Origin of the sequence: Selenihalanaerobacter shriftii (genome assembly GCF_900167185.1) — a bacterium.
GTDB lineage: Bacteria > Bacillota > Halanaerobiia > Halobacteroidales > Acetohalobiaceae > Selenihalanaerobacter > Selenihalanaerobacter shriftii.
The window spans coordinates 75328-97546 of sequence record NZ_FUWM01000003.1 but is presented as its reverse complement, the minus strand read 5'-3'; the positions used below and the strand labels follow the sequence as shown (position 1 = coordinate 97546).

The window sequence follows — 22219 nt, the reverse complement described above, 5'->3', positions numbered from 1 at the left end:
ATTTTTTTTGTGCGTTATAATCAACATTCCAATATCCAGCCTACAATTCAAGGCTGGTTATAAACGTTTGGAAACTGGGATTTTTTAATTTGAGAGATAGTAACTAGGTACTATAACAAAGATTGAAATTGAAAGATTAAGTCATACTAAATTACTTATATTTCTTCTAATCAATGAGCTAAGTATTAATAAGAATTTCTCAGTAGTTAGAGTAAATTATAAAAATAATCAATATAGAGTAGTATATTTTGAGTATGAAGATTATTTAAAACTGAAGAAGAAAAAGAATACTATGAGAAAATGCGACCACTGCGGGAATTACAAAAATTAATCATAAAAACAAGAGTTAGAGCTGGATTATCACAAACAAAACTAGCAGAAAAGCTTGATACTACTCAATCAGCTATCTCTAAATTAGAAAGTAGTGATAACTTTAATCCGGAACTAAAGACTTTCATTAGAATATTACATGTACTAACTGAAAATATTGAAGAAGATAGTAGTAATGAACTTTATGAAGCTTTTAAAGAAGCTATTAAAAGCCCATTACAAGAAGCAGCAGCTACTTTGAATGAAGAAAGATAAGAAATAAAAATGAAGATAGAAAAATCGTACAGGTTTAGTAGCTAAGTCCCTTTAATTAGGGACTTTTGTTTTTAAAAATGATATAAAATTTATAAAGCGAAGTTTTAATATGAACAAGAAAAAATATAAAAAGTTAGAATTTAATTTTAATAAAGCATTAGTTTAATTTTAATAAAGCATTAGAAAGAACAACAGATAAAAGAAATCTTAGTAAAACTAGTTGAAAATAATGCTAGTGAATAAAACATTATTCTAAATTAATAAATTCATTAAAAAAGAAGGAGATTCATAACCTATGGTTAATTATTTTTAAGATATAGAGTTAAGTTGCAGCAAAAAACATACTAGGAAAGAGAGAGGATAACATGAAAAAACGATTAGGATTCTTCTTTGCAGTTAATGCAGGGATAATTGCTACCATGAGTATTGTATTACAAGGCTTTACCCCAGGATTTATTATTATTCCTTTGCTTGGTAGTGCGGGTGCATTTGTTTCTTTATTTTTTTCTAAATGGTTAGCTAAGAAAGCACATGGTGTATACATAATTGATCCACAAAATTTTAGTTCAGAATTAGAAAAAGATTTATATGAGTTAGTTACTGAATTAAGTAATAAAGCTAACTTATCACAAATGCCAGAAATAGGAATTTATGATAGTCCAGATATGAATGCATTTGCTACTGGGATGAGAAAGAGTAGTTCTATGGTTGCTTTTAGTACAGCTTTATTAGAAAATATGGATTACGAAGGAGTTCATGGTGTAGCAGCACATGAAATTTCCCATATTGCTAATGGTGATATGGTAACAATGACTTTAATTCAAGCAGTAGTTAATACAATTGTATTAATAATTACGTTACCTTTAAGAATTTTTGGTTGGGTAAGTTTATTTTCGGATGAAGCCAGCTTCTTAAGTTACTTATTAATAACTATTGCTAGATTCATAGCAACTTTAATTTTAACTTTTGTAGGCAGTTTAATAGTTAAACTCTTTTCTCGTCATAGAGAATTTGAAGCTGATAAATCTGCAGCAAAATTAATAGGTGGTCAGTCTATGATTCATGCTTTGAAGTTATTAGCCCAAGACACAAAGCAACCCCCAAAGTTACAACAATCTTATGCTTCCCTAAAAGTAAGTTCACCGCGTAAGTTTTTCGATATTTTTTCTACTCATCCATCTTTAGAAAGAAGAATAGAAAAATTGAAGAATTAATTCTTATACTCCTGTGTTTTTAGCAGGAGTTTTTTGTTATATTTTATAATTTAAAGCAAGGAGTAGGACAAGTTATCTAGTAATAATATAGTAGAGACATTAATTGTAAAATTTATCTAATTAGTGTTGGAGGTGGTAGGTCTATATATTAGTATTATTTATAAATGAGTTTATATTGTTATAAGGAGTAAGGGGGAAATTTTTATTAAATTTTAGAAGGTGAGGGGATTAAGAATGAAAAACAAAAAAATAATATGTCTTATTTTAGTTTTGGCATTAACAATAACTCTTTCTTATGCAACGATTGCTAAGAAGGTAGAACGAAAGTATGACTTAGGGGTTAAGTTTGAAAAAGGAGTAGAATATAAATTAAACTCTTCAATCTATCAAAAGGTTAATCAGCAAATGTTAGGTAAAAATATGGCTATGGAACAAACTTTTGATATAGGATATACTCTTAAAGTTAAAGATATAGATTCAAAAAATAATTATAATTTAGTTATGAAGTATACTAAGATGGATTTACAAATAAAGAATATTCAGAATGGTTCACAAGGAATAAATAGCCAGGAATTAAATCAGAAACTTAATAATGAAATGAAAAAGATATCAAAGGCTTTTTTGAATAAAAAAATCACTATTACAGTATCTAATAAGGGTAATATAATTAATATAGAAGGGTATGAAAAGTTAGTTGAAGAAATATTATCTGACATGGAAGATAATACAATGAAAGAAAAAGTTCTTAAGCGAATTATCAATAAAAATTTCATAAAAAGAAATTGGAAGCAACCTATGGGGTATCTTCCTGATCATTCTGTAAGTATAGGTGAAAGTTGGGAAAATAAATTTAAGATGACAGATCCATTAGATATAACAATTATTACTAGTTATACTTTAAAGGATGTTAAAGATGATAAAATAATTATTGATTCAAATAGTAATATTGATGTAGGGAATATAGAATTTAAACAAGAAGGTATGGAATTAGCTTCTAATTTTAATGGTAATCAAACTGGAGAGATAATTTTAGATCGCGAATATAATTGGATAGATGTAGCAACTTTTAATCAAAGTATATCAGGTAAGATTTCAGTTGGTATGAAAAATCAAGACTTTAAATTACCAGTAAAGATTGAGATGACTACCGATGGTAAACTAGTAGGAGAATATACTGCACCTAGTGCCTTCCAAAAAATCATAAATAAAATACGTTTTTGGTAAAATAAAAACTAAAGATAAAGGATAATTTAGAGACTCCTAAACTTATCGTAAAGAATAAAAAGATTATGGATGAGTTCTGTGAAGAATAGTTAGCTAATTAAAAGCTCCTAATCTATAGATTAGGAGCTTTTGAATTATATGAGGTTTAGGAGGTGATTAATCTTGCTCAAAATAGGATAAAAATTACTATGGAATAAATATAAGAAAAAAATACAATCCTTATAAGATAATAATAAATGTTTAAAATTTTTAGATAATTCAAGGGAGAATGCAGGAAAAAAATCTATTATAGAGAAATAAATAATAACAACATGAAAACATGGCGAATATTGTAAGTAAAATGATGTTAAAAGAGTTATTCCAGGTAAGAATTAGCACCACAATTAATCTTAATATTATGAATATTATGAGTGTAAAAAAAGGAGGGGTAGCTGGTAAAAGTTAGGTTACTTATATAAGTATTTAATATTATTAATAATAAGGGAGGGGAATTCATTGAAGAAGTTTGATTTATATCAGCCAACAACAATAGAGGAGACTTTAGGTTTTATAGAAGAACAAGATGATTATAGATTATTAGCAGGTGGAACAGATTTATTGGTTAGGTGGAAAAGAAGTAATTCAACACCTGAAAATGTAATTAATTTAAAGAAAGTTAGAGAATTAAATTTTCTTGAATTTAATGAAAAAGGAATGGAAATAGGAGCTTTAGTAAAGATAGCTGATTTAATTAAGAATGATATTGTTAAAGAAAAGTATCCTGCGTTAGTAGAAAGTTGTGCTAAGCATAGTTCTCCCTTGATTAGAAATTTAGCAACAGTAGTAGGTAATATCTGTAATGCCTCACCTGCTGCCGATCTTACTCCAGCACTATTGGTTTATGATGCACGAATAAAGATTAAATCTAAAGATGGCGAGCGCTTGGTTGAACTTAAAGATTTCTTTGCAGGCCCTGGAAAGACAAAATTAAAGCCAGGAGAAATAGTAGTTTCTATCATAGTACCAGAGCCTGATCAAGACTTAAAAAGTCATTTTCTTAAAGAAGGAAAACGAAAAGCTCATGAGATTGCAATTATCAACTGTGCAGTCAGTTATTTAAATAAAGATGGAGAAATATCTGATTTGAAGATTGCCATGGGAGCAGTAGGACCAACACCAGTCTTTTTAAATGGTTTAGATTGGTTTACTGAGATTAATGAGAATAATCTTGAGCGTTTAAGTCAGGTATTAGAGGATATAGTATCTCCAATTACAGATCAACGTTCTACAGATTGGTACCGTAAAGATGTAATACAAGTTTTAGTTAAACGTGCTATCATTTCAGCTAATTCAATATAAGGGGGTAGTAGATAATGAAGATGCAGATACAATTTACTTTAAATGGAGAGAAGGTAGAAGCAGAAGTGTCTGTTAATATGACTCTTCTTGATTTAATTCGTGATGAATTCAAATTAACCGGAACCAAAAAAGGCTGTGATGAAGGAGATTGTGGTGCATGTACAGTCTTAATGAACGGAAAACCGGTCAGTTCTTGTATGATTTTAGCTATAGATGCTTCAGGAAAAGATATAGAGACTATTGAGGGACTTAAAGGTGATGATGGAGAATTACATCCGATCCAACAAGCTTTTGTAGAAATTGGAGCTATTCAGTGTGGATTTTGCACACCAGGTATGATTCTAACAGCAAAGTCGCTATTAAATAATAATTTAGAGCCAACTGAAACGGAAGTACGTCAGGCTATTTCTGGTAATTTATGTAGATGCACAGGATACGAAAAGATAGTAGAAGCAATTCTACAAGCTAGTGAGTATTTACGAGAGGAGGGGATGTAAGAGATGAATTATACTACTATTGGTAAGAATGAAGTTAAAGTTGATGCTAAAGCTAAAGCTACTGGAGAAGCAAGATATGTTGGTGATATGTATGCAAGGGGAATGTTAATCGGTAAAGTTTTACGTAGTCCTTATGCCCATGCCAAAATTCTTAATATTGATACTTCAAAGGCTGAAAGGTTATCTGGAGTTAAAGCAGTTTTAACATATAAGGACACACCAAAGGTACCATTCAACTTTGCAGCGTTTCCTCCATCAGAAGCAGCAATCTTAATAGAAGATCAATATATCTTTAGTGATAAAGCTAGATTTGTCGGTGATCCGATTGCTGGGGTAGCAGCTGTTGATGAAGAAACAGCTCAAGAAGCATTAGAGTTAATAGAAGTAGAGTATGAGCCTTTACCGACTATTTTAAGTGCTGAAGAGGCTTTTAAGAATAAAGAATTATTAATTCATGAACATGATGGACCTAAAGAACATATTGATGGTAATATCTGTGGTAAGATTCCAGCTGTTATTGGAGATATGGAAGAAGGATTTGATGAAGCAGATTACATTTTTGAAGGCACTTATAAAACTCAGAAAGCTTTTCAAGCTTCAATGGAACCGTGTAGTGCTGCTTTAGCAGAACCAGATATTAATGGACGGATTAAGATTACAACTTCTACACAGATGCCACATTTAGTTAGAAAGATTACTGCTCGGAGTTTAGATATGCCTATTCGGGATGTTCAGATTGTAAAACCTTATGTAGGTGGAGGATTTGGTAGTAGATTAGGCTTGGTTAATGAACCAATTGCAGGCCTGTTAGCTAAAAAGACTGGACAACCTGTTAGAGTAACATATGATCGAGAAGAGTCTTTCTATACAGAATCTAGACATCCAGCTACTATGACTTTAAAGACTGGTATTAAGAAAGATGGAACATTTACAGCTAGATATATGAAGGCATTAGTTGATACAGGTGCCTATGTTACTCATGGTCCATCTTTAACTGCTGTTTTAGGTGGTTGGTTTGTTGGAATGTATAAGTCGCCGAATATTCAACTTGATGGCTATACAGTTCATACTAATACTCCACCAGCTGGTGCATTTAGAGGATATGGTAATCCACAAGTTGCTTTTGCAGTTGAATCACAAGTTGATGAGATTGCTGAAGAACTAGGGTTAGATCCAATAGAAATTCGATTAAAGAATCATCCATGTGAGGGAGAAACTTGGTTATGGAGTAAGATGCCGATTGAAAGTTGTGGTTTAGAAGAGTGTATTGAAAAAGCTACTAAAAGAATCGGTTGGGAAGAAAAGAAGAATAAAGAGAAAAAAGAAGAAGGAACTAAGCGCCGCGGGGTCGGTTTTGGTTATATGATGCATGTAAGTGGAGCTAAACCTGAATTACATGAAAACTCTTCAGCAATAATAAAGGTTAATGAAGATGGTTCAGTAAACTTAACTTATGCTTGTTCTGATATAGGAACTGGATCAGCTACAGCGTTAAGTCAAATTTGTGCAGAAACTTTAGGGGTTAAATTTGAAGATGTAGTTATAACTCAAGATGCGGATACTGACACAGCTCCATTTGAGATTGGAAGTCATGCCAGTAGACAGATTTATTCTGGAGGATATGCTGTTGAACAAGCAGCTAAAGACGCTAAAGATGGCCTATTAGAAATGGCTAGTAAAATGATGGACTGCTCTCCAGAAGAATTAGAAACTGGAGATGGTCATGTGTATCTTAAAGAAGATCCAGAAAGATCATTATCGATTGAGGAGGTTTCTTTTGAAGCTCACTTTGGAGAACATGGTCATCAAATCATGGGTATAGCTAGTACTGAACCGCCAGGAAACCCACCGGTATATGCAGTGCAGTTTACTGAAGTAGAAGTCGATGTGGAGACTGGTAAAGTAGATGTGTTAGATTTTGTAGCTGCTCATGATACTGGTGTTGCCATTCACCCACCATCTGTTGAAGGGCAGATTGAAGGAGCAATTCAACAGGGTATGGGTTATGCATTAACAGAAGATATGCAGTATTCAGATGATGGTCATCCAATGAATGCTAATTTCTCTGATTATAAAGTATTGACATCAGTGGATATGCCAGATATGGATCCAATTGTAGTAGAAGCTGCTTCTGAAACAGGTGCTTTTGGCGCTAAAAGTGTTGGAGAATCTGGTTTAGTCGCTACTGCTCCAGCAATTGCTAATGCAATCTATGATGCTGTTGGAGTTAGAATAAAAGAATTACCTATTACTCCAGAAAAATTATTAGCAGCCATAAAGGAGAAGAATAATACTGAAGGCGAAGTGGCTGCCGCTACAGAACAAGTAGCTTCTACAGAAGAATAATTATCAATAATATTCAAATTTGATAATAAAATGCAAGAATGATCTTAAAGGAGGCCATTAATGGTCTCCTTTATTTTTATGTCTTTAAAAAATATTTTACAGGTATACTAAAATTAATGCTTAAATAAATTATAAGCTTTAATTTTACGTTCTGTACTTAACAATATACTTAATAGATGATAAGCTATATTAGAAGATTAAATAAAAATCTTAAAATAAAAAAATAACTAGTTTATTTCACAGTGTTAAAATCAGGAGGAATAAAAGTGGCTTTATTACAATTAAGAAACGCAACAAAGGTCTATCCCGAAGAAGAAATTTTTCGCAATATCTCCTTACAAATTCAAAAAGATGATAAGATAGGCTTAATTGGAAAGAATGGTACAGGGAAATCTACATTAATTAAAATTTTTAGTGATAGAGAATATTTAGATGATGGCGAAATTTTAACTAGTAATGATTTAGAGATAGGTTATTTAGCTCAAAATGCTGATTTAGAAGTAAATATTACTCTTTATCAAGAAATGTTGAGTGTTTATCAAGGATTATTTAAATTAGAAGAAAGAATAAAAGAATTAGAATCTAAAATGAGTCAAGTTAACGGTAATGATTTAGATAAGATAATGAAGAAATATAGTAGACTACGCCAGGAATATGAAGAAAGAAATGGATACCAATATGAAAGTCAGATTAAAGGAGTACTACGAGGACTTGGGTTTACAGAAAATGATTTTGAAGAAAAGATAATTAATTTCAGTGGAGGTCAAAAAACTAGGGTAGCATTAGCTAAATTATTATTACAAAAGCCAAACCTTTTGCTTTTAGATGAGCCTACGAATCATCTTGATTTACAAGCTAAAGAATGGTTAGAAGATTATTTAAATAGTTATCCAGGTGCAATTATAGTTATTTCTCATGATCGTTATTTTTTAGATGAAGTAGTTGATCGAATCTGGGAACTAGAGAAGGGTAGATTAGAGAAATATGCCGGTAATTATTCATTTTATTTAGAAGAGAAACCACGTAAATTATTAACTTGGAAACGTGAATATGAAAAGCAGCAAAAAAAGATTAAGAAAATGAAAGATTATATTAGAAAGAATAAAGCTGGAGTAGATGCAAAACAAGCTCGTGGTCGCCAAAAGCAATTAAATCGTATGGAAATAATTCCTCCTCCTCCTAGTTTACATATTCCAAAAATTGAATTCAATTTAGAGACTACTAGTGGGGAGGATGTTCTTAAAGTAGAAGGTTTGACTAAATCTTATGATGATGAAGTAATATTTTCAGATATTAATTTTAGGTTATATCGTCGAGAAAAAGTTGCTTTAGTTGGGCCAAATGGCACGGGAAAGTCTACACTTTTTAAATTGTTAATTGATAAGGAAGAATCAGATTGTGGTGAGATTGGATTCGGCGCTAAAGTAAAGGTTGGTTATTATGATCAGGAACAAGATGAATTAACTTTAGGATATAATTTAATACAAGAGATGCAAAAGATTAAAGATGTTACTAAAAGTCAAGCCCGAGACGTATTAGCTCGGTTTTTATTCAAAGGTGATGATGTGTTTAAGAAGATTTCGACTTTAAGTGGAGGAGAAAAGGCAAGGTTAGTCTTAGCAAAATTATCATTACAAGATTATAATTTATTATTATTAGATGAGCCGACAAATCATTTAGATATTAAGTCAAAAGAGATTTTAGAGAAAGCTTTACAAGAGTACCAGGGGACTATTTTAGTTATTTCTCATGATCGTTATTTTTTAGATAGATTAATCAATAAAGTTTATGCATTTCAAGATGATACTTTAGTAGAGTATATAGGGTCCTACTCAGATTATCGTCAAGAGTATAAAGAAAATATAGAAGCTAAAAAAGAAACTGTTATGAAAAAAACGAATGAAAAGAAGGATAAGCAAGATGAAAAGAATCAAAGATTAGATATAGAAGAATTAGAAGTAGAGATTATAGAATTAGAAGACAAGGTTGAAGAATTAGAATTAAAGTTTAATAATCAAGAATTATATAATGATGAAGAAGAGTTAGCTAAATTATCACAGGAGTATGAAGAGACAAAAGAAAAATTAAAAAAATATTATAATTTATGGGAAGAAAGTGTCTAAGTATTTTAGCCCTCATGCCTTAATTTGGTGTGAGGGCTATTTTTTATGCACAGATTATCTAGCTAGTTCATAAAATGTATTAAATTGTCAATGGAGGTGAAGTTAATGCGCAATAAAAATAAAAACAAGAATTTAAAGCTAAGTTATTCACATGATTCTAGATTAGCTCAGGCGTATGTTCCTTATCAGATGTATGATGAAATTTTTTATCCTGAGGAGGCTTTAGAAAGAGGAACACTCTTTCCAGACTTATATTTCCCTTATCAAAGAAAAAGATATTAGAATTTTAAATAAGGAGGTGAAAGTATGACTCGAGAACAGCTTCACATGTTAATAGAAATTATGGAGTTACAATTTACTGTGCATGAGCTTGTATTATTTCTTGACACTCATCCACAGAGTAGGGAAGCATTAGAAGATCATAATAAGTATGCAAATCAATTAAGAGATTTAAAGATGGAATATCAACGAGAGTATGGTCCAATTGTTGCTTATCATCCGACTCAAAAGCCATGGGAATGTGCTGAGGAATGTGGACCTTTATGGGAATATATTTCTACTCCATGGCCATGGCAGATTGATTATAGTTACTAAAAAGGAGGAAAAAATATATGTGGGTTTATGAAAAAATGCTTCAATATCCGGTGGAAGTATCCGGTAATGATTTGGAAATAGCAGGTATGCTTTATGCTCAATATGGAGGTCCAGATAGTGAATTAGCAGCAGGGATTCGGTATTTAACTCAAAGATATACCATGCCTACTGATGAAGCTAAAGCAGTATTAACAGATATAGGTACTGAAGAATTAGCACATTGGGAGATTATTGCTACTTTAATCTATAAATTAACTCAAGGAGTACCAGTTGAGACTTTACAAGAAGCGGGGTTAGGTGCTCATTATGCTCAACACGGTCGAGCGTTATTCCCTCATGATGCTGCAGGAGTACCGTTCACTGTTGCTTATTTACAGTCACATCAAGATCCAATTGCTAATTTACACGAAGATATGGCGGCTGAACAGAAAGCAAGAGCCACTTATGAAAATCTAATTAATCTTACTAATGATCCAGGGGTAATTGATGCTCTTAGTTTCTTAAGAGAACGAGAGGTAGTTCATTTCCAGCGATTTGGTGAGACGTTAGATATTGTAAGAGATTATATGGAGAAACATGGTGATGAATATAATCATAATCATCATAATAATAGACGTAAGTATGATTAACAATTAAATATTAGAATCCTGCTTAGAGCGGGGTTCTACTACATAGAAAATTTACTGGAGTAATCCAGTCTTTTTTATTTTGCAGGAAATTAATGAAGCAGTGAAGAATAGTATAATAAATATAAATGTAGAGGAGTGAATAAAGTATTGGACTTAATAAAAGGGCGTGACACAGTCTTGTTTGATTTAGATGGCACATTACTACCAATTGAATTAGACGTTTTTTTAGAAAATTATTTTCAAGCATTGACTAAGGAATTTATGGATGTAGCTAATCCAAATGAATTCATAAATATGTTAATGAAGGCTACTGGAGAAATGATTAATAATAATGGAGAAAAACTTAATCAAGAGGTGTTTATGGAAGCATTCATTCCACAGGTGGAAATAGATGATAAAACTGAGATTATTGGGCGCTTTGATCAATTTTATAGAGAAAAATTTCCGCTTTTAAAAGAAAACTGGGAATTGAATAATATTTCTTCTGAATTAGTGAAATTATTTAAAGATTTAGGATATCGAATGGTTATAGCTACTAATCCTTTATTTCCTAGGGAAGCTGTGGTAGAACGGATGAGATGGGTAGGATTAAACCCTGATGATTTTGATTTAGTAACTAGTTATGAAAATATGCATTATTCTAAACCGAATTTAAAGTATTATCAAGAGATAATGGACAAGGTTAACACGTCTCCACAAAATTGTATAATGATAGGGAATGATGTGCAAGAAGATATGGTGGTAGGCAAATTAGGGGTGACTACTTTCTTAATTAATGATTTTCTTATTAATCGTGAAAGTAAAGAGCAATTTGAACCAGACTGGCAGGGAAGTATGGTGAATTTAAAATCACTTGTTAAAGATAAATTTTAGTGCATTAACTACTTATCTGACAGCCTGCCATGTTAATATCTATTGCACGAATATACCATTCTTCATTCAACTTTAAGAATTTAACTTTAACAGTACCTAATGCAGTAACAGTACCGACAAGAGCAGATTTATCTATGTAAGATTCTGCACATAGTTCGCCTGTTAAAGTAGCTGAATTGCCGGAAATTGAAATGCTTCTATTTAAAATTTTATTTATTTTAGTGTCTACATATTGCCAATTCTTTTTTGCCTCTTTTACACATTCATCTCTATTATCATATGTACCAGCTATCTTAAGCTGTTTATTAATGAGAATAAAGACAGGACTGACTCCATGAACCGAGATTGAAATAGGTTGATTAGGTACAAATAAAGTGTGTAAAGTTTTAGGATTCTCTGTAATATTAGTTAGTAAATACTTGTTCATTCGTTGATTAATAGCTATTTTATCAGGATTAGAGAATTTAGAAATATCAAATTCTTTTTTCTTCATTTCCAAAAATTTTGATTGGTTAAAGTTACATACTCTATTACAACCTATCAATAGGCTAATAATTAAAATAATTAAAATGATTATTAAATATTTCTTCATTATGACAACTCCTTGCTTGCTAAGTTACTCTACTATGAATAACATTCTATATTAAACTAATTCTATCCTGCATTTTTGGTTAAATAATATATTTGGCATAAATAGAAAATAACTAAAGTAAAAGGCCATTCCAATATTGGAATGGCCTTTTACTTTAGATGATTATCTTCCTCGCATCATACCAGGACCAAATCCTTGACTTCCTTGCATCATATTGGGACCAAAATTTTGGTTACCTTGAGACCCCCATCCATAACCATTCATCATTCCTGGCCCATGCATCATTGGACTAAAGCCAGACATCATTCCAAACATGCCGGAGTTACAACTTTGCCCGTATTCTTCAAAACAATCTTTCATGGTGTCTAATTGGGCAAGCATATAATCTGCTTGAGCTTTTGTGATTAATCCTTTTTCTAATTGTTTTTCAATATAATCTTTTTGGAATTGGTAATTTTTTTGAGGTAGATTATCATCTATCTCTTCATAATAATTTTTCATTGCATTTAATCTTTCTAACATATATTCAGCCTGTCGTTCAGTAATTAAATCTCTCTTTAATTGTTTTTGAATATAATTCTTTTGAAATTGATATCTTTTTTCTAGCCAGTCATTTTGATTTGCCTTTGCTACATTATTTTCTTCTTTAGTATCTGGGACTACTTGAGCTTGATTCTTATTTGAACATCCACTAAAAATAGTAACTAAATAAATAAAGGTAAGGCTGAGCACAAGTAGAGTCAATATTTTTTTAGTCTGTTTCATATTTTTCCTCCTTTCTATATTAATATCTATAAATTTAGTATCTATATTTGCTAAGATGATTATGTTTTTAATCATCAATAAAAAACAGGGCAATATTCAAATTAATGTTAGAATTACTTAAATTAACTTTGAAGTAAGATTAATAGTGAATATTGGAAAAGATTAATTTAATAAATTAGAGGATTTTTGGGATAAAATATAATCGAAATAATCTTAAGGAGGAGAAAAGATGAACATAGGACATTATGACTTTAATAAAGTAGTAGATTATAGTTATGAAGAAGCATTAGAGAAAACAAAAAGTGCACTAAAAGAAGAAGGATTTGGAGTTTTAACAGAGGTTGATGTAAAAGCTACTTTAAAGAAAAAATTAGGAAAAAATTTTAAAAAGTATATGATTTTAGGAGCATGTAATCCCAATTTTGCTTATGAAGCATTAAAGTTAGAAGAGGAATTAGGATTACTATTACCTTGTAATGTAATTGTTTATGAAAAAGAGACTAGTGACGTAGTTGTATCTAGTATAAATCCTGAAAAGGCTTTAAATATTGCTGGTAATGAGAAATTATTGAAAGTTGCTAATCAAGTGAGTGAACATTTAAAAGGAGTAATAGAGAAAATCTAAGTTATATAAAAACATATGATGGAGTTAGTATTTCTCATACTTGGTAAATATAAGCCTCATGAAACTATACCTTAAAATTTTAAAGTATGGTTTTTTATTGAATAGTAGTTATGGGAAAAGCAAAGAATAAATTAAAGAAGTTTAAGTAGGAGGAATTAACATGGATAAAGAAAGCTTTGACCGTGAAAAAATGAAAGAAAGTTTTAAAGAAGAGATAGGATTTATTCCTCCAGGTGTGATGACTGGAGAGGTTTTAGGTGAAGATTTTCAAAAGATTATTTCAGATTACCATCATATCGTTTGGCGCGATGAAGTGATTCCATTAAAATACAAATACTTAATCGCAATATCTTCAGCTGTTTTTGGTGACCATGAAGCTAGAGCTAAACTAGAATTGCAAAAAGCAATAAAATATGGTGCTACTAAAGAAGAAATAATTGAAGTGCTGCGACAGGTTGTGTGGTTAAGAGGAGCACCTACTTTAGTTAAAATAGCTCCAATTTTATCATTCATGGATAAACTTTTAAAAAACAAATCAAAAGAGTAAAGGGGGAAAATAATTTGCAAGCAATAGATTTATTAGTAAAGGAACATGATAATATAAAAAGAGTATTAGTAGTGGCTCGTAAGTTATGTATTAATATATTAAATACCGGTGATGTTGATTTTGAAGCATTTTACGATATTATAGATTTTGTTAGAAATTATGCTGATAATCATCATCATGGTAAAGAAGAAGATATTTTATTTGAAAGAATGGCGGGCGAATTAGAAAAGGATGTAGAAGAGATTACAATTGCTGCCATGCATTCAGAGCATGATTTTGGCAGATACTTTATTAATAACTTAGAACAAGCATTAAAAGCAGTTAAAGATGGAGATGAAGAATCAAAAATTGATATAATTGCCAATGCTATTTGTTATGCTGATTTGCTTAATAGACATATATTTAAGGAGAATAATATTGTCTATAATTATGGAAAAGAGAATTTAAGTAAAGAATCTTTAGATGAGATAGGAAAAGAATGTAAAGTGATTGAAGAAAATGCTAAAGATAAAGGGGTTCAAGATAAATATATTAATTTAATAGATAAATTAGAATCTCAAATAAATAATGATTAAATTTGAGTCTTCCATAGAAGGAAGACTTTTTTGTTTAAATATTTTCTTTTCGATAGGTTGACCAACCTAAAATATCGTAGACTAGTCAGTATCCTAATATGGATTCAATAATTTGACTTAGACCTAATAAATAAGCTAGAGTTGCTATTAAATTACTTTCAAATAAACCTAAAAATCCACTGGCAATTAAAGTAAGGCCAATAATCATGCGAATTACTCTATCAATTGATCCAATATTCCTCTTAAATGAGATTTCCATGTTTTGCCCCCTTTACCTTCATGTTTAATTTTATTATCACCCCTTAAAATTATATTTATACTTATATTTCTACTCGAAAGTAAACACTAAAATTAATCTCTATTTTAATTAATTAGAGTAATATTAATAAGAGAGCAAGAAAAGTGTCATAATTTAAATAGGAATATTATTAACATAGGAGGTAATTTAATTATGATAAAGAATCAGAATCGTAATCCAAACCATTTAATAAATGAAAAAAGCCCCTATCTTTTACAGCATGTTTACAATCCAGTTGATTGGTATCCATGGGGAAAAGACGCATTTAAGAGAGCTAAGGAAGAAGATAAGCCAATTTTTCTATCAATAGGTTATTCAACCTGTCATTGGTGTCATGTGATGGAACGTGAATCTTTTGAAGATGAGGAAGTAGCTGAAGTTTTAAATGAAAATTTCATATCAATTAAAGTAGATAGAGAAGAGAGACCGGATGTTGATAATATTTATATGGCTGTTTGTCAGACTTTAACTGGTAGAGGAGGATGGCCTTTAACAATCATTATGGATCCTGCTAAGAAGCCTTTCTTTGCTGGAACTTATTTTCCAAAAAAGTCTCGAAGAGGACGGCGAGGTTTATTAGAAATTTTAAATAAGATTCAACGGGCTTGGATGAATGATAGGCAAGATCTTATAGATTCTAGCGAGAAAATATTGAATGTATTACAAAAAAGAAGTGATTCCCATGTTACAGGAACTCTTTCTAAAAAAGAAATTCATGATTTAGTTTATGATACTTTTAAACGATTAAAAGCAAACTTTGATAATAAACATGGTGGTTTTGGAACTTCTCCAAAATTCCCTACACCTCATAACTTGATGTTTCTATTACGATATTGGAAATTAATCGGTGATCATGAAGCATTACAAGTGGTCCAAAAAACGTTAGATAGCATGTGGAGAGGTGGAATTTACGATCATATAGGTTATGGATTCTCTCGATATTCGACTGATAGAAAGTGGTTAGCACCCCATTTTGAAAAAATGTTATATGATAATGCTTTATTAGTTATAGCTTATCTTGAATTATATCAGATTACTAATAAAAAAGATTATGCTCAAATAGCAAAGGAAACTTTAGATTATATAATGCGTGATATGACTTCACCAGAAGGTGGTTTTTACTCTGCAGAAGATGCTGATTCTGAAGGAGAAGAAGGTAAATTTTATGTTTGGACACCGGAGGAAGTAAAGTCAGTATTAGGAGAAAAAGAGGGAACAAGGTTCTGTGAACTTTATAATATTACTTCAGAAGGTAATTTTGAGGGAAAGAGTATTCTTAATTTGATAGGAAATAAGCGAGGTAAGATAGCAATAGATAAAGAATTTGCTCAACAACGACAAAAATTATTTGAAGCCAGAGAAGAAAGGGTTCACCCACATAAAGATGATAAGATTTTAACTTCTTGGAATGGATTAATGATTGCTGCCATGGCAACAGCTGCCCAAGTGTTGGATGATAAAAAGTATCAGGAAGTTGCCGAAAGAGCAGTAGACTTTATTTCAAAAAATCTAAGACGTGAAGATGGTCGATTGTTAGCACGATATCGTGAAGGAGAAGCTGCTTATTTAGGATATGTTGATGATTATGCTTATTTGGTTTGGGGGTTAATTGAACTCTATGAAGTTAGCTTTAAGACTAAATATCTTAAGATGGCTAAAGAATTGAATCAAGATATGTTAAATTATTTTTGGGATGAAGAGCATGGTGGCCTCTATTTTTATGGTGAAGATAGCGAAGAATTAATTACTCGTCCTAAAGAGATTTATGATGGAGCAACACCATCGGGCAATTCTGTAGCTACTCTAAATTTATTGCGTTTAGCTAAATTGCTAGGAGATGAAGAATTAGATAAGAAAGCTGAAGAACAGTTTAAGTTCTTTAGCGGGAAAGTTAAACAGAATCCAACTGCTTATACTTATTTCTTATCAGCTTTATTATTCATCCAAAATAATGGCAAGGAAATTGTAATTACTGGTGAACGTGACCATGCTAATACTAAAAAAATGTTAGATGGTTTAAGAAAGAAGTTTACTCCATTTACAGTTACTATATTAAATACTGAAAATGAAAATGAGAAATTATCAGAGTTAGTACCATTTGTAGCAGATCAAGAATCAATTAGAGATTTGCCAACAGCTTATATCTGTGAAAATTATGCTTGTGAAGCACCTATTACTGATATTCAAAAGTTTGTAAAAAGGATTAATAGTTAATGAGACTATTTTAAGAAGTCAAATATTTATGGTATAATTGTTTACTAGAATATAAACAATTGAAGCTAAATGTTGTATTAGGAGGGAAATAGATGCGGGAGATTTATAACCTGTTTGGTGCTAATGGTAAAGAGATGGCATATAAGTTATTAGAAAATATGGATTTAGAATTAAATGAAAAGATGATATGACTAAGACTTACATAAGTGGGGGAATTAGAAATAGATAAAAATAAAACTATGGATTTTGCAGATTCTGGTGCCCAAAAGGTTGCTAATATAACTAGATATATTGAAGAAGATGAGGCTTGTTCTGCTTGTTTTGGTAGTTTAGTTCATGCTTTGCAACGAATTGATGAAAAGTATGGGTTACCTAAAAAATATGATTCTATTTATATTGGACAGGGTTTTCAAAAAGAAGCAGTGGCTAGCTTAGGAATAGGAAATTGTACTAAAATGGCTAAGGATAATGTATTAGGTTGTCCTCCAGATGCAAAAGAGATTGTAGATAAATTAGTTAAATATTGGAATTTAGAATCGTGATTTCACCCCCATCTTCTAAATGGATAACCAACTTACTTTTTTACAAAAATATTACATAAAAAGTATTTTTTATATACAATGTATAATATTATATAGTAATATGTTATATATTGAAACCCAAATCTTAACGTTATGATTTATTAATTGCAAAAAGGTGGGATAGGAGTGGAAGACTTACTACAAAGATTAGTTGACCAAGAAGTTGACTTTAGTAAGAATTGGGCCGGAGTATTAGATAGTCTACATGACCTTGTTGTCTATAAGGATATAAATTATAGAATAATATGGGCTAATCAAACAATGTTAGATAAATATGATTTATCACTAGATGAAATTAAAGGTGAATATTGTTATAAAGCATTACATAATCGAGACGATATCTGTGAAGGATGTATAGTAGAACAAGCACAAGAAACAGGTAAAATTGAGGAAGGGAAGCGTACAAATTATCAGGGAGAGATATTTTTACAGAGAATATATCCCATGAGGAATAATCAAGATAAAGTAATAGGTTTTTTTAAGATTGGTTTAAATATAACAGAAAGAAAACAGTTACAAGAAGAATTAAAGTATAGTAAATTAAAGAATGAGTTTTTTGCTAATCTATCACATGAGTTTAAAACTCCATTAAATTTAATATTCTCTGGATTACAAATGTTAAATTTACATTTAAATAAGAATTTAAAGATAGATAAAGATGAGAAAAGTGACAGATATTTAAATGTTATTAAGCAAAATAGCTATAGGCTATTGAAATTGATAAATAATTTAGTTGATATTAATAAAATAGAATCTGATGCTTTGGAATTAAATTTAGAAAATCATGATGTAGTAGATTTAATTAAAAAAATAGTTTTATCGGTTGAGTCATATGCAAAAGAAATAAATAGAGAATTAAAATATGATTCAGAATTAAAAGAAAAGATAATTGCTTGTGATTTCTTTAATTTAGAAAGAATTATATTAAATTTAATTTCAAATGCGATAAAATTTACTGAAGAAGATGATGAAATATTAGTGAAAACATATGAAACAGATGATTATGTAGTAATTGAAGTTAAGGATACAGGGATTGGTATCCTAGAGGAAAAACAAGAGATAATATTTAAACGATTTGGACAAGTAGATAAATCTTTTACAAGAAATAGTGAAGGAAGTGGAATAGGTTTATTCATTGTTAAGTCACTTGTTGAGATGCATGGTGGCAGTATAAAAGTAGAAAGTGAATTAGGTAAGGGAAGTAGATTTATTGTAAAATTACCTAATGAGAAGTTACCTCAAGGTGATAATCACCAAATTGAAAAACATCTTATAGATAAAGTTAATATAGAGTTTTCAGATATATATTCTTAAATAAATTTCTTAAAAAAATATAGAAAAAATCACTGGAATCATCTAACTAAATTCCAGTAATTAAAATTTATAATAACTGTAACTCAATCGAAAAAATAAAATTTATTTAAGGAAAACTTGTTTATTTGTCGAAAGTTATTTATAGAAGTTTCATTAAGAAGGGAGGAATTTTTATCGGAGTTAGACATTAATTTCCGATAAAGAGATAACATGGAAAATATAGCTAATATGGCAAAGTGTTATTTTAAAAAATATGAAGTAGAAGATGTTGTTTACCAGGAAACTACTGTATTATTTATTCTTGAATCACCTCATACTCAGGAGATTAAATATGGTTATCCTGTAGCTGGTAATTCAGGATTAGAAATGACTAAATTTATTTATGGGGATGATAAAGATGATGCTTTTGGGAAGATTGTTGGCCAACCTAAAAAGCATCAAAAAGAATATAATAATATAAAGAATTTTGGATTATTAAATGTATCACCAGCACCTATGCAATTAGGTGGACTTAAAGGTTATGATTTAACTGTTGAAGATAAAGAAGTAGGAGAGGTTCTAGAGAAATTGAGAGTTAATTACAAAACAAAAGAACATAGAAATCAAGATTGGAATCAAATAAAGAAGATCATATTAACTGACTTTAAAGAAAGATTAGTTAATCAAATAAAAAGCATACCTCAGCTTAAGTATTTAGTTCCTTGTGGTAAACTAGCAGCCACTTATTTAGATTTAATTAAAAATTCAAATGGAGTTATTCAAGAGAAGGGAATTATTTCAGAAATTCCCCATCCTTCTTTTAATCAGTGGAGCCGCTATAAAACAATGAATAAATTAAAAATCATTTTGAAAGAAATGGGTATTAAATAAAATTAAATTTTTTAGAAAAAATGAAGGGATTATTAAATTAATCATGAAATAATAATATAGGAAAAAGATAGGTCGTAAAGAATAAAATGTATAATTATTTTTAATTAAGTAGGAATAATATTAAATTATTTTGAATATCAGTATAATAAAAGAATAAATCCTGGATGAATCTTAAGGGAGAGAGCTAGTCAGTATGACTAGACGCCGAAGGGGCAAGGAAGACAGAATCTTCTTAAACTCTCAGGCACTAGGACCTTAAAGAGGACGGGACTTTGGACTGATTAATTTGATTAGGACAGAGGAGAGTTTAAAGTTAGTTATACTAGCTTATCTCTCCTCTGTTTTTTATTACTTTAATATAGTTCATGGATTGGAATAATAATTAATAAGTAAGTTATAAATATTAAGTGAGTATAAAATAATAACCATAGAATTAAATATAATTAAAAAAATTAATAAATGATGCAGGAATTATGTCATAAAAAGTGGAATAATTAAGTATAATAATATTGTTTATATGGTAGAATAGAATACTCTATTAAAATTTAGAATTATATTAGTTTATAGACCGGATGAATCTTAAGGGAGAGGTCTAGTCAGCATGATTAGACGCCGAAGGGGCAAGGAAGACAGAATTTTCTTAAACTCTCAGGCACCAGGACCTTAAGAGGACGGACTTTGGACTGATCACTTTGATTAGGACAGAGGAGAGTTTAAAGTTAGCTATGCTAGCTTATCTCTCCTCTGTTTTTATTATTTAATAATGTTGTAATTATTTGAATTTTATAAATAATATAAAGATGAGGATAATATAAAAAGGGGGAGTAAAATAATAATAATTTAAAATTAAAAAAGGAGGGAGTTAACAAATGAGTGATAATGTAAAGAAGACTCCACTTTATCAAAAACATGTTGATTTAGGTGGAAAAATGGTTGAATTTGGTGGTTGGAATATGCCGGTTCAGTATAGTGGAGTAATTGATGAACATAAGGCAGTTAGAAATCAAGCAGGACTTTTTGATGTTTCTCATATGGGAGAGATTAGAGTTACTGGTAGTAATGCTCTAACATTTCTACAAAAGTTACTAATTAATGACTTATCTACAATAGAAGATAATCAGGTTCAGTATACTATGATGTGCTATTCAGATGGAGGAGTTGTAGATGACCTGTTAGTTTATCGTTATAATGATGAAGAGTTTTTATTAGTAGTTAATGCCTCCAATATAGATAAGGATTATGAATGGATTAAGGAGCATGAAGAAGAGGGAGTAGAAATTATTAATCAATCTACTGAAGTGGCAGAAGTAGCCTTTCAAGGGCCATTGGCTGAAGAAGTGCTTCAAGAATTGACTGATTTTGATTTAAGTAATATTAAATATTTTTGGTTCGAAGATGGTGTAAAGATAGCAGGAGTGGAGGTCATAGTATCTCGTACTGGATATACTGGTGAGGATGGTTTTGAAATATATACTGCTAATGAAGATATTAAACAAGTTTGGGATGCAATTTTAAAAACTGGAGAAGATCAAGATGTTATACCAGTTGGTCTAGGAGCTAGAGATACTTTGCGTTTTGAAGCTACACTTCCTTTATATGGTCATGAAATAGGTAAAGATAAAAATCCATTGGAGGCTGGGTTAGGATATTTTGTAGCCCTAGATAAAGATGTAGAATTTATCGGCCAAAAGGCTTTACAAGAGATTGAAGAGAATGGATATGAACGTAAATTAGTTGGTATAGAAATGATTGATCGTGGGATTCCACGAGAAGGATATGCATTATTAAAGGGTGAAGAAGAGATTGGTGAAATAACTACTGGTTCTTATGCCCCAACCTTGGATAAAAATGTAGGGTTAGGTTATGTTAAAACAGAATACGCTGAAGTAGGTAATGAGCTTAAGGTGCAGATTAGAAGAAGAGAGTGTAAGGTTAAAGTGATAGAATTACCATTGTATAAGCGTGACAAGTAAAGTTATTAACTTTGCTTAATTAAATTTAAAATAAAAATGGAGGGATAAGAAAATGGAAATTTTAGATGAATTATATTATACTGAGGATCATGAGTGGGTAAAGGTAGAAGATGGCAAGGCTTATGTTGGAGTTGCTGATTATGCACAGGAGGCTTTAGGAGACATTGTATTTGTAGAATTACCATTTGAAGGAGATGAGTATGAAGCTGGTGATCCTGCAGGGGTTATTGAATCTGTTAAGGCTGTGTCAGATTTATATATTCCAGTAAGTGGAGAGATTTTAGAGGTTAATGAAGAACTACAAGATGCACCTGAAAAGGTAAACGGAAATCCATATAAAGCTTGGATGATAGCTATTGAGTTGTCAGATGAAGGAGAATTAGATGATTTAATGAATGCAGAAGATTATGAAAAATTCTGTGAAGAAGAGGAGGAATAAACC

General features: G+C 30.6%; 23 protein-coding genes and 2 riboswitches. Of the genes, 20 read left to right on the top strand and 3 right to left on the bottom strand.

All coding sequences use genetic code 11. The annotated features are described in order from the left end of the window. Positions 1–300: 300 nt before the first annotated feature. From B5D41_RS00410 to B5D41_RS00360, 11 genes are all read left to right on the top strand, one after another. The gene (locus B5D41_RS00410) at positions 301–585 is read left to right on the top strand and encodes a helix-turn-helix transcriptional regulator (RefSeq protein ID WP_078808622.1); all 285 of its coding nucleotides are present in this window, start codon (positions 301–303) and stop codon (positions 583–585) included. Between the two features lie 365 nt (positions 586–950). After that, positions 951–1799 carry a protease HtpX gene (gene htpX / locus B5D41_RS00405; protein ID WP_078808621.1) on the top strand — a complete coding sequence of 283 codons (849 nt, stop codon included), beginning with the start codon at positions 951–953 and terminating at the stop codon, positions 1797–1799. A gap of 234 nt (positions 1800–2033) precedes the next feature. Then, the gene (locus B5D41_RS00400) at positions 2034–3023 is read left to right on the top strand and encodes a DUF6263 family protein (protein WP_078808620.1); all 990 of its coding nucleotides are present in this window, start codon (positions 2034–2036) and stop codon (positions 3021–3023) included. 495 nt (positions 3024–3518) lie between these two features. After that, entirely contained in the window at positions 3519–4361 is an 843-nt protein-coding gene (locus tag B5D41_RS00395) for an FAD binding domain-containing protein (protein WP_078808619.1), read from the top strand. A gap of 14 nt (positions 4362–4375) precedes the next feature. Continuing rightward, positions 4376–4858, top strand: a complete 483-nt coding sequence (locus B5D41_RS00390) for a (2Fe-2S)-binding protein (RefSeq protein ID WP_078808618.1) — start codon at positions 4376–4378, stop codon at positions 4856–4858. Between the two features lie 3 nt (positions 4859–4861). Next, on the top strand, positions 4862–7204 hold the full coding sequence (locus tag B5D41_RS00385) for a xanthine dehydrogenase family protein molybdopterin-binding subunit (protein WP_078808617.1): 2343 nt from the start codon (positions 4862–4864) through the stop codon (positions 7202–7204). 266 nt (positions 7205–7470) lie between these two features. Further along, positions 7471–9327, top strand: a complete 1857-nt coding sequence (locus tag B5D41_RS00380; RefSeq protein ID WP_078808616.1) for an ABC-F family ATP-binding cassette domain-containing protein — start codon at positions 7471–7473, stop codon at positions 9325–9327. 105 nt (positions 9328–9432) lie between these two features. Next, a complete protein-coding gene (locus B5D41_RS00375; protein WP_078808615.1) occupies positions 9433–9609 on the top strand; it encodes a spore coat associated protein CotJA in 177 nt (58 codons plus the stop codon). A 24-nt stretch (positions 9610–9633) separates the two neighbouring features. Beyond that, the gene (locus B5D41_RS00370; RefSeq protein WP_078808614.1) at positions 9634–9921 is read left to right on the top strand and encodes a spore coat protein CotJB; all 288 of its coding nucleotides are present in this window, start codon (positions 9634–9636) and stop codon (positions 9919–9921) included. A gap of 17 nt (positions 9922–9938) precedes the next feature. Continuing rightward, entirely contained in the window at positions 9939–10550 is a 612-nt protein-coding gene (locus B5D41_RS00365) for a manganese catalase family protein (protein WP_078808613.1), read from the top strand. Positions 10551–10697: 147 nt separating this feature from the next. Continuing rightward, positions 10698–11423, top strand: a complete 726-nt coding sequence (locus B5D41_RS00360; protein WP_234983852.1) for an HAD family hydrolase — start codon at positions 10698–10700, stop codon at positions 11421–11423. A gap of 4 nt (positions 11424–11427) precedes the next feature. Here B5D41_RS00360 and B5D41_RS00355 read toward each other — a convergent pair whose 3' ends face one another. Both B5D41_RS00355 and B5D41_RS00350 read right to left on the bottom strand, forming a co-directional pair. Beyond that, positions 11428–12015 carry a hypothetical protein gene (locus B5D41_RS00355; protein WP_078808612.1) on the bottom strand — a complete coding sequence of 196 codons (588 nt, stop codon included), beginning with the start codon at positions 12013–12015 and terminating at the stop codon, positions 11428–11430. Positions 12016–12177: 162 nt separating this feature from the next. Then, positions 12178–12780, bottom strand: coding sequence for a DUF2680 domain-containing protein (locus B5D41_RS00350; RefSeq protein WP_078808611.1), 603 nt, complete (start codon positions 12778–12780; stop codon positions 12178–12180). Between the two features lie 229 nt (positions 12781–13009). On the opposite strand from B5D41_RS00350, the gene B5D41_RS00345 reads away from it, so the two are divergent. The 3 genes from B5D41_RS00345 (at position 13010) to B5D41_RS00335 (ending at position 14527) form a co-directional block, all read left to right on the top strand. After that, the gene (locus tag B5D41_RS00345; protein WP_078808610.1) at positions 13010–13405 is read left to right on the top strand and encodes a DUF302 domain-containing protein; all 396 of its coding nucleotides are present in this window, start codon (positions 13010–13012) and stop codon (positions 13403–13405) included. A gap of 160 nt (positions 13406–13565) precedes the next feature. Next, positions 13566–13952: a carboxymuconolactone decarboxylase family protein gene (locus B5D41_RS00340; RefSeq protein WP_078808609.1), complete on the top strand. Its 387-nt coding sequence runs from the start codon at positions 13566–13568 to the stop codon at positions 13950–13952. A gap of 14 nt (positions 13953–13966) precedes the next feature. Further along, positions 13967–14527, top strand: a complete 561-nt coding sequence (locus tag B5D41_RS00335) for a hemerythrin domain-containing protein (protein ID WP_078808608.1) — start codon at positions 13967–13969, stop codon at positions 14525–14527. 85 nt (positions 14528–14612) lie between these two features. On the opposite strand, the gene B5D41_RS00330 is transcribed toward B5D41_RS00335, so the two are convergent. After that, on the bottom strand, positions 14613–14786 hold the full coding sequence (locus tag B5D41_RS00330) for a YgaP family membrane protein (RefSeq protein WP_078808607.1): 174 nt from the start codon (positions 14784–14786) through the stop codon (positions 14613–14615). 192 nt (positions 14787–14978) lie between these two features. Here B5D41_RS00330 and B5D41_RS00325 point away from each other — a divergent pair, with 192 nt between their 5' ends. The 6 genes from B5D41_RS00325 (at position 14979) to gcvH (ending at position 22216) form a co-directional block, all read left to right on the top strand. Continuing rightward, positions 14979–17039: a thioredoxin domain-containing protein gene (locus B5D41_RS00325; RefSeq protein ID WP_078808606.1), complete on the top strand. Its 2061-nt coding sequence runs from the start codon at positions 14979–14981 to the stop codon at positions 17037–17039. A gap of 206 nt (positions 17040–17245) precedes the next feature. Further along, on the top strand, positions 17246–17581 hold the full coding sequence (locus B5D41_RS00320) for a hypothetical protein (protein WP_143555620.1): 336 nt from the start codon (positions 17246–17248) through the stop codon (positions 17579–17581). 165 nt (positions 17582–17746) lie between these two features. Beyond that, the gene (locus B5D41_RS00315; protein ID WP_159442859.1) at positions 17747–18934 is read left to right on the top strand and encodes a PAS domain-containing sensor histidine kinase; all 1188 of its coding nucleotides are present in this window, start codon (positions 17747–17749) and stop codon (positions 18932–18934) included. A 228-nt stretch (positions 18935–19162) separates the two neighbouring features. Then, positions 19163–19804: a uracil-DNA glycosylase family protein gene (locus B5D41_RS00310; RefSeq protein WP_234983851.1), complete on the top strand. Its 642-nt coding sequence runs from the start codon at positions 19163–19165 to the stop codon at positions 19802–19804. A 164-nt stretch (positions 19805–19968) separates the two neighbouring features. Beyond that, a riboswitch (glycine riboswitch) is annotated at positions 19969–20070 on the top strand. Positions 20071–20376: 306 nt separating this feature from the next. After that, a riboswitch (glycine riboswitch) is annotated at positions 20377–20478 on the top strand. A gap of 195 nt (positions 20479–20673) precedes the next feature. Further along, positions 20674–21777 (top strand): glycine cleavage system aminomethyltransferase GcvT, encoded by a 1104-nt coding sequence (gcvT, locus tag B5D41_RS00305; protein WP_078808602.1) that lies wholly within the window; start codon positions 20674–20676, stop codon positions 21775–21777. Positions 21778–21829: 52 nt separating this feature from the next. Further along, on the top strand, positions 21830–22216 hold the full coding sequence (gene gcvH / locus B5D41_RS00300) for a glycine cleavage system protein GcvH (protein ID WP_078808601.1): 387 nt from the start codon (positions 21830–21832) through the stop codon (positions 22214–22216). Positions 22217–22219 lie beyond the last annotated feature (3 nt).

Excerpts from the sequence above, each read along its gene's own strand:
- B5D41_RS00410 (WP_078808622.1), top strand. The coding sequence starts at position 301 with ATGCGACCACTGCGGGAATTACAAAAATTAATCATAAAAACAAGAGTT.
- htpX (WP_078808621.1), top strand. The coding sequence starts at position 951 with ATGAAAAAACGATTAGGATTCTTCTTTGCAGTTAATGCAGGGATAATT.
- B5D41_RS00400 (WP_078808620.1), top strand. The coding sequence starts at position 2,034 with ATGAAAAACAAAAAAATAATATGTCTTATTTTAGTTTTGGCATTAACA.
- B5D41_RS00390 (WP_078808618.1), top strand. The coding sequence starts at position 4,376 with ATGAAGATGCAGATACAATTTACTTTAAATGGAGAGAAGGTAGAAGCA.
- B5D41_RS00385 (WP_078808617.1), top strand. The coding sequence starts at position 4,862 with ATGAATTATACTACTATTGGTAAGAATGAAGTTAAAGTTGATGCTAAA.
- B5D41_RS00375 (WP_078808615.1), top strand. The coding sequence starts at position 9,433 with ATGCGCAATAAAAATAAAAACAAGAATTTAAAGCTAAGTTATTCACAT.
- B5D41_RS00370 (WP_078808614.1), top strand. The coding sequence starts at position 9,634 with ATGACTCGAGAACAGCTTCACATGTTAATAGAAATTATGGAGTTACAA.
- B5D41_RS00365 (WP_078808613.1), top strand. The coding sequence starts at position 9,939 with ATGTGGGTTTATGAAAAAATGCTTCAATATCCGGTGGAAGTATCCGGT.
- B5D41_RS00355 (WP_078808612.1), bottom strand. The coding sequence starts at position 12,015 with ATGAAGAAATATTTAATAATCATTTTAATTATTTTAATTATTAGCCTA.
- B5D41_RS00350 (WP_078808611.1), bottom strand. The coding sequence starts at position 12,780 with ATGAAACAGACTAAAAAAATATTGACTCTACTTGTGCTCAGCCTTACC.
- B5D41_RS00345 (WP_078808610.1), top strand. The coding sequence starts at position 13,010 with ATGAACATAGGACATTATGACTTTAATAAAGTAGTAGATTATAGTTAT.
- B5D41_RS00340 (WP_078808609.1), top strand. The coding sequence starts at position 13,566 with ATGGATAAAGAAAGCTTTGACCGTGAAAAAATGAAAGAAAGTTTTAAA.
- B5D41_RS00330 (WP_078808607.1), bottom strand. The coding sequence starts at position 14,786 with ATGGAAATCTCATTTAAGAGGAATATTGGATCAATTGATAGAGTAATT.
- B5D41_RS00325 (WP_078808606.1), top strand. The coding sequence starts at position 14,979 with ATGATAAAGAATCAGAATCGTAATCCAAACCATTTAATAAATGAAAAA.
- B5D41_RS00310 (WP_234983851.1), top strand. The coding sequence starts at position 19,163 with ATGGCAAAGTGTTATTTTAAAAAATATGAAGTAGAAGATGTTGTTTAC.
- gcvT (WP_078808602.1), top strand. The coding sequence starts at position 20,674 with ATGAGTGATAATGTAAAGAAGACTCCACTTTATCAAAAACATGTTGAT.
- gcvH (WP_078808601.1), top strand. The coding sequence starts at position 21,830 with ATGGAAATTTTAGATGAATTATATTATACTGAGGATCATGAGTGGGTA.